Raw genomic sequence first — 6,816 nt, forward strand, 5'->3', positions numbered from 1 at the left:
TGTAGGGGCTTCTTCTTCTTCACGTTCGGGGCGATCCAGCCAGTCTGCGGCTTCGTGGCCCATGACGAGTGCGATCTCACGGCCCATGTAGAAGATCCCGGTGCCATTGGGGTCATGGTAGCCACGGCGGATATAGGGCGGCTTTTTCGGTTGTGGTTGCGTTTGCATTGTTCTAGCTCCAGGTTTCGGGGTAGACAGAGTGGTAGCGGATGCCCTTGCGAGGCTCCTGCTGAAGAGGCTCCACGGCATCGCGGAAGGCGAAGTAGTGCGCGGTCTGCTGGTGTGCCTTGAAGTCGGTCTCGGTCTTGTAGACTTCGTAGAGGTAAAAACCCTCGGGTTGACCGTCTTCGGGGGGCGTGGCAAGTCGGAGAACATCGAAGCGTAGGCAGCCCGGCTCCTGCACTGAGCCCTCGTGGTTCTTTCGTGCCTCTTCCAGAAATGCCTCGCCCTTTCCGGGCTTAATCAACACGGTGACACAAACAACGTACATGCGCCGATTATACCGCTATAATGCCGCTGTGATCCGCGCTGAGAAAACCCTATTGTTCTCGATTCCCCGGGAGGCGCTCTGGGAGCTGCTCTCGGATACCGAGCGACTGAATCGGGAGCTGAAGCTGCCATCGGTGGTGTTCACCTTCACGCCGCGACCTGAAGGGGGCTCGTCGCTTCGGGGCCAGGCGACGTTTGGGCCGATCACGCTTCGTTATGTCGAGGAGCCGTATCGCTGGGTGAAGCCGTCGCTCTGGTGGGTGCAGCGCTTCCCCGAAAACGGGCCGGTCTCTGTCTATCGTGTAGGAGTGCAGCTCGAAACCGAAGGGGCAGGAACACGGCTAACGGCTTGGTCGGAGGCTGAGCCACGTGGGGTTGCAGGAAGATTCCTGGCGCAGCGTATTGTCCAGAGCAGTGTCAACGGCCTGCTCCGTGCCTGCACCAGCTTTGTGGCGTTTCTGGAGGGCAGACAAGTCACGCCGTATCCGATTCATGCTCACAGTAGCCTCACGCCCCGTGCTCCTGATGGGGTGGCGATGCAACGAACCCGTGCGCGTCTGGAGCAGGCCGGGTTCACGGGGGAGCAGGTGGCGCGGTTGATCGCCTTTCTGTTGCTCTCACCGCCCGAGGATGTGGTAGATTTTCGCCCGTATGCGCTCGCCGATCGGTGGAGGCTAGACCGAACAGAAGTCCTGAAGCTCTGCCTACAAGCCGTGCGTGCCGGGGCACTGGAGCTGCACTGGCGCTTGCTCTGCCCGGCCTGTCGTGGCGCGGGGCCGTCGGTGGAGACGCTGGACGCGCTCACTCCCGATAAAGCGCACTGTGCATCGTGCAATATTTCCTTTGGCCCCGCTTTTGATCAAGATGTGGAAGTCTGTTTCTCCGTCGCGCCCGCCCTGCGCAAAGCCGAGGCGGGCGTCTCTACCTACTGCATCGGCGGCCCGCATAGAATGCGCCATGTGGTGATGCAGTGGCAGGTTCTCGCAAATACTTCGGAAACCCTCGCCACAAGCCTGCCATCGGGAACCTACCGACTTCGCTCTCCGCAAATAAGCGAGACACAGGAGCTCGGGCTTGTGCAAAATGCGCCCGTCGTGCTGGAGAATACGGCATCCTACCCGGTGCTCTTTCGGCTGGAGAATCTGGGCTGGCGAGAAGACGCGGCGACGGCGGCGCAGGTGACGGCGCTCTCGGAGTTTCGGAAGCACTTTGGCTCGGAGGTGCTGGCTCCGGGGCAAGAGCTGGTGGTGCGGCAGGTGACGATTCTGTTCACTGACCTGAAGGGCTCCACTCAGATGTACGCCACCCACGGCGATGCGCCGTCGTACGCCACGGTTCGGACTCACTTTGAGCAGCTCTCCAAAATTTTGGAAGCTCACGGCGGGGGGATTGTCAAGACCATCGGCGACTCGGTGATGGCGGCGTTTACCGACCCGGAGCGAGCCGTACAGGCAGCCCTCACCATACAGCGCGAGGCCGCGCCGCTGATCGTGAAGCTCGGACTGTGCAGTGGCCCCGCGCTCGCCGTCACCGCCAACGGCCAGCTCGATTACTTCGGCCAGACCGTGAATCTCGCCAGTCGCATCCAGGGCCAGAGCCATGGCTGTGATATCGTCCTCCCCGACGAGCTGCGACGCTTCGTCCCCGATGCCTTGCCCCGTGAGCGCTTCACCGCGATGCTAAAGGGCACGGACGCGCCGCTGATACTCTGGCGGATTGGGGGATAGCGCCTTGGGTGCGCCGTTTATGCCTACAAGTGGCGCGGCCTGGATGCACGGCGCTAGCCCGAGAGGTCTTTGGGGGTTTTCCAGAAGATATCCAGCATCCGCTTCCAGAGCGCACGAATGGTTAGCGAGGAAACGACGAGATAAAAAATTGGGACGAAGAACCAGAGCCAGGCGGGCAGGCTATTGAGAAGGGGAGCCTGAGTGAGGGCGAAAAATATCCCCGCCGCTGGGTTAAAGAGGTTGATGAGCCAAGCTATCCAGTGGAACCAGGGAGCAGGGTCAAACCGGGTGTTCAGCAGGCTCGCCATGAGCGCTGGAGCCGCGTAGGTGATGGCGGTTAGCCCAGGAAGCCCTAGAAGCGGCACGATGACCCAGCCGCCCGCATTGCCCGAAGCCTGCTGACTTTTCTTGCTCACCAGGGAGCAGTAGGTCGCGACCGACGCGTTGAGCAGCGAGGTGACGAGGATCAAGACTTGGGAGGCCAGAAAGTTGGTCCAAGCCATGCCGGTGCCCAGCGACGTAATAAGGAGTGCGGGCAGCAGCATCCCGTAGAAAAGCGAGATGGGCCGGAGAGTGGCCGCCATCTTTCCCACCAGGATCTGGAGCGGCGAGTTGCGCGAGAGCAGGAGCGCATTCCAGGTCATTTTCTCACGCTCAGACGTGATACTGGTAGCGGCCTGGAGCGGCATCGCAATCATGAGCACCAGGCACTGCAGCACCACTAGGAAACCGTGCATACCCCAGAAAGCGGGTTTGGGATCGGTGGTACCTGCGGTTAGGGAGATCAGATAGAACATCCCCGCGTAGAGACCAAGCGTGGCCATGATCCCGAGTATCTTCTCCGTGAGCTGCGTGGTGCCTTGCTTCTTCTCCTGGGTCCGCTTCTGCGCCAGGGTCTCTTTGTGGAAGACAGGGTTGTTGGTGATCAGGTGCTCCCACCACTCGGGTAACGAGAGAGTGGAGGGAGGAGCGGTGATTGTCTGTGGGGGAGTGATCAAAGTGGGTAGAACCCGCTCCCCCCCCGTGAGTGTCTCCCCGCTGCGGAGCCGGGAGAGAAAGACTTCGTCTTCTGCACTTAGTGTGGCGGGGGCAGGTTGGGGGGGCGACGGAACACGAACGGAGGGGAGGGTGGTGCGCGTCTCCTCGGTTTCTTCTTGTTTTACTCTGAGCATAGTAACTCCTGTAGATAACTACCTGATACGCTAAACACTGGCATTTTATCGCCGATTTAACCAGAAAAATCTTTCGGTGCCCGCCAAATATCGCGCAGCATCCGCCGCCAGATATGCGCCGATGCCATCACGGCAAGGAGAGCGTAGAGAATGGGGGCAAGCAGGACAAACAGGGGAAGCTTGCCAAAGAACGCAAATCCCGTGGCGAGTACGACGAGAAGTGCAAGGAATCCAAGCCCGCCGCCTTGCCACATTGCTTTATTAATGGCACCTTTGAGGCTCTTGCTCCAGAGAGAGGTTTCGATACCCACCAGTGTTCCAAGCAGAGCCGTTGGCAGCAAAATCAGTGGGAAGAGCAGGAGTGCCAGAGGGGGCACGACACCACGTGCAACTCCTACGAGGAGCATGACCAGGAGCATTCCCTGGCTCGCCAGTTGCGTCCTGAGAACATTGGCCACCTTGCCTCCGATGATCTGTGCCGGGCTTAGCCGCGTGAGCAGGAGGGCATTCCACGTGCGCTTCTCTCGCTCCGTCACAATGGCTGAAGCGGTGGTGATAGCCGTGACAAACATACTGCCTATCAGGGGGCCAATCAGCGGCCCTACACTTCCCCCCCGCATGTAGGCCATTGCGAGGGGGAGCAGTAGGTAGAAAACAACAAACACCATCAGGTAGGGAGCGGTTGACTTCCAGAGTTTTCCTGCGGGAGTCCGTGCTTCCCACTTGGCACGAGCGAGGCGAGCCTTCTCACGGAGCGCTTCCGCCTTCTCGGGGGAGTAGCTGGCTGGAATGGGAACCGTGCGGGCCTCACGCTGGTAGACGGGGTTCTCGGTGACCACCTCACGCCAGATCTCTGCCAGCGCGTTTTTCTGGGATTGCTCGATGGGGAGAGTCTGTTGCTTTTGGGAAGAGAGTGCCATGTCTACTTATCTACGACGTAATTCCAGTGCTGAGGTTGCGGGTACTAGCTCTCGTCGCTCTCTTTTTCTTTTGTCCGGAAGCGCACGGGGCGCAGGTTCGCTAGCCCCCAGAGGTTCATGACAAAGATCGCCCCCAGAGTGGGCAGGCAGAGCACCAGTGTCGCCCAGAGCTTGGGCAGCGCGTGAAACGGATCGCCGCTGACTGCGAGCCATGCCCAAATTCCCGGTGGCACCAGCCCGAGGAGGCCACCCACAAAGCAGCACAGCGCCCGGCGCCCCCCGAGAGGGGCGCGAAGCGCAAGCTCTGTCGCTAGCCCGAGCGCCGCCCCCGACGGAACCGCTTGCAATAAAATGAGCCCCCACAAGATCTCGCCCACCTGGTCGGGGGGTAGGCTCTGGTGGTAGTAAGCGGTAGCGCTGCCGAGTGCCACGGCCCCAAGTAGTGCACTCGCGAGTTTGCTCACTTGATTTCCTCGCTCTCGGGAGCCTTTTCCTCAAACGCATACCAAACTCGGATGAACTGATACCAGGGAACGCTGGAGGAGATACTTTCGTTTTCCTGATTGTTGGGAAGAACGACGGTTTCAATATTCATGACCCTGACTTTATGATCCACGACCCAGAGGTTGGCTTGCAGAACTGCCTCCATTAAGTTGTCGGACTCTGCCGACTGGAAAAATCCAGCGGGGCGTTTTTGTTTAGGGGCAAAGTCACGGAAAGCAAAGTGAGCCATAGTGTTTCTTTCGGTTTGTTACCGGATTTCCAGTACCTCACCGGCAGACTCGGCACGCAGACGGGTGCCATACATGGGGGTGAGAGCTGCGGGTAGTGCGTGGGCTTGACCCGGTGTTTGGGCACGTAAGTGATACTCATAGACATGTTTTCCCTTGTTCAGGGAGCGTGCAAAAAGCGCGATCCGGTCATCACGGACATCTATATGGGAGTACCAGAAGTTCCATGCTCCGTAGGTATCCTCCTCCTCCAGGGTGCCACGCGCATTGGGCTCGAACCCTGAGGGGAAGCGATCCTCCAATAAAACAAAATCCTGCGGCTCGCTGACCTCGACAATCAGTCGGACACGAACCGTCTCTCCCTGGTTGAAGTGTGTGGTCGCACTCTCGGGGAGGAGGCCTTTGGGACCCGATGCCAGCCGAATGTACTCCCGTCGAATCTTCATGCCCTTGGCCTCAAGCGCGGGGAGGACATCGGTTCTTGTCGTCTGGCGCAGGGTCGCCGTGGCGTAGCCGCCCAAAAAGGTGAGCTTGTTTTCGCTTGAATTGAGCGCCGTTCCGGGAATGGTGGCTTCCAGGAGCTTGCCTTTATTGGTCAATGGAAAGGGTTTCCCATTGAGCTGGAGTGTGGAGGGGCCAAGCTCCTGGTTCCGTGCGTAGTCAGGGAGGAGGCAGAACGTGGAGATCACGAAGGCCGTGTCGCGGGTGTTGCCGAAGTAGCCGTTGGTGCCCGTGGAGAGCAAGTAGGTGGTGGCCTTGCCGATCAACGCGCTCTGGGAGTGCGTTGCGAGCAGGGCACGAAGGGCGAGTGCGGTGGTGGTGCGCTCACTGCCGTCGCCCCAGTGCGCAAAGGCTCCGTCCACTTGGGCTTTTTGTTCCAGGGCACTGGCGTAGGGCACCGCGTCTATCCCCAGGTTGGTGCAGGCCAGAGTCAGCCAGGCCAGTGTGTCCGCACGCTTGGCGCTTGCGAGACCGAAGCGGTGCAGAAGCGCCGGGGCGATCCCACGGGCACGGGCAGCATCCACGCGGCTGACGGCGTAGAGTGCGAAGGCAGTGTCCGGGGTGGGGTTTTTCTTCTCGGTCAGGAGCGCCCAGAGCGGCTTGGCTCCGCGCTCGAAGAGTTCGAGGGGCACGGAGAAGCCCGCATCGCGCGCCTCAGCCAGACCCCAGAGTGCGTAGGCGGTGTGCCAGAGATCGAAGCCATCTTTGTACCACCAGCCCCAGCCTTTATCGCCGCTCTGCATCCCCGCCAGGCGCGTGACCCCTTCGGCGACTAGCTTCTTATCCGCGATGCCCGCTGCAATCAGTGGCACGAAGCGGCTGACGGTCTGCTCGACACAGCCGTAGGGGTATTTTTTCAGGTATTCCGTTGCCTCCGCTACGGTTTCGTGCAGGCTGGGCGCGACACGGACGGTGAGAAACGAGCGCTCGGCGACGGCATCAGCGGGAAGAGCGACACGGAGTGTGCCGTCGGGGGCGAAGCCGAAGTTGGTCAGGGTTTCCCTCGCAAATGGGCGCACCGTGAGCGGGAGTTTCACCCCGTCGGTGAGCTTGGTGTCCGTCCAGCCTTCTAGTGCCACTTCTGTGGACTCCGAGAGCGAGCCTGGAACCGTCCAGCTCCACGTGGCCTCCCCGACCGTTCCCGAGGCGACCGAGAGTGTCTTTTCAGGCTCGCGAAGCCCCGCTGCTTTGAGCCGCAGGTGCGCGGTCTGCGGCTGGCCGCTGTTGTTGTGCACGAGGCCCGTGAGCCGCACCTGATCGCCCTCCACCACGAAAC

General features: G+C 60.6%; 7 protein-coding genes. 1 reads left to right on the forward strand and 6 read right to left on the reverse strand.

All coding sequences use genetic code 11. The annotated features are described in order from the left end of the window. Window positions 1-172: 172 nt before the first annotated feature. A complete protein-coding gene (locus tag ACH2EH_RS00880; protein WP_395137879.1) occupies window positions 173-490 on the reverse strand; it encodes an antibiotic biosynthesis monooxygenase in 318 nt (105 codons plus the stop codon). Here ACH2EH_RS00880 and ACH2EH_RS00885 point away from each other — a divergent pair. Next, window positions 489-2,216 carry a DUF5939 domain-containing protein gene (locus ACH2EH_RS00885; protein ID WP_395137881.1) on the forward strand — a complete coding sequence of 576 codons (1,728 nt, stop codon included), beginning with the start codon at window positions 489-491 and terminating at the stop codon, window positions 2,214-2,216. The genes ACH2EH_RS00880 and ACH2EH_RS00885 overlap by 2 nt on opposite strands. Window positions 2,217-2,269: 53 nt before the next feature. On the opposite strand, the gene ACH2EH_RS00890 is transcribed toward ACH2EH_RS00885, so the two are convergent. The 5 genes from ACH2EH_RS00890 to ACH2EH_RS00910 all read right to left on the reverse strand — a co-directional run. After that, window positions 2,270-3,388 (reverse strand): ABC transporter permease, encoded by a 1,119-nt coding sequence (locus tag ACH2EH_RS00890; RefSeq protein ID WP_395137883.1) that lies wholly within the window; start codon window positions 3,386-3,388, stop codon window positions 2,270-2,272. A gap of 56 nt (window positions 3,389-3,444) precedes the next feature. After that, the gene (locus tag ACH2EH_RS00895) at window positions 3,445-4,308 is read right to left on the reverse strand and encodes a hypothetical protein (protein WP_395137885.1); all 864 of its coding nucleotides are present in this window, start codon (window positions 4,306-4,308) and stop codon (window positions 3,445-3,447) included. Between the two features lie 44 nt (window positions 4,309-4,352). Beyond that, on the reverse strand, window positions 4,353-4,772 hold the full coding sequence (locus ACH2EH_RS00900) for a hypothetical protein (protein ID WP_395137887.1): 420 nt from the start codon (window positions 4,770-4,772) through the stop codon (window positions 4,353-4,355). Next, complete coding sequence (locus tag ACH2EH_RS00905; RefSeq protein WP_395137889.1) at window positions 4,769-5,041, reverse strand: hypothetical protein; 273 nt, start codon at window positions 5,039-5,041, stop codon at window positions 4,769-4,771. The genes ACH2EH_RS00900 and ACH2EH_RS00905 overlap by 4 nt, the downstream gene beginning before the upstream one ends. A gap of 18 nt (window positions 5,042-5,059) precedes the next feature. Further along, window positions 5,060-6,816, reverse strand: a 1,757-nt coding sequence (locus ACH2EH_RS00910; protein WP_395137891.1) for a hypothetical protein, incomplete at its 5' end; no start/stop codon positions are given.

Source organism: Armatimonas sp. (assembly GCF_043760365.1).
Taxonomy (GTDB): domain Bacteria; phylum Armatimonadota; class Armatimonadia; order Armatimonadales; family Armatimonadaceae; genus Armatimonas.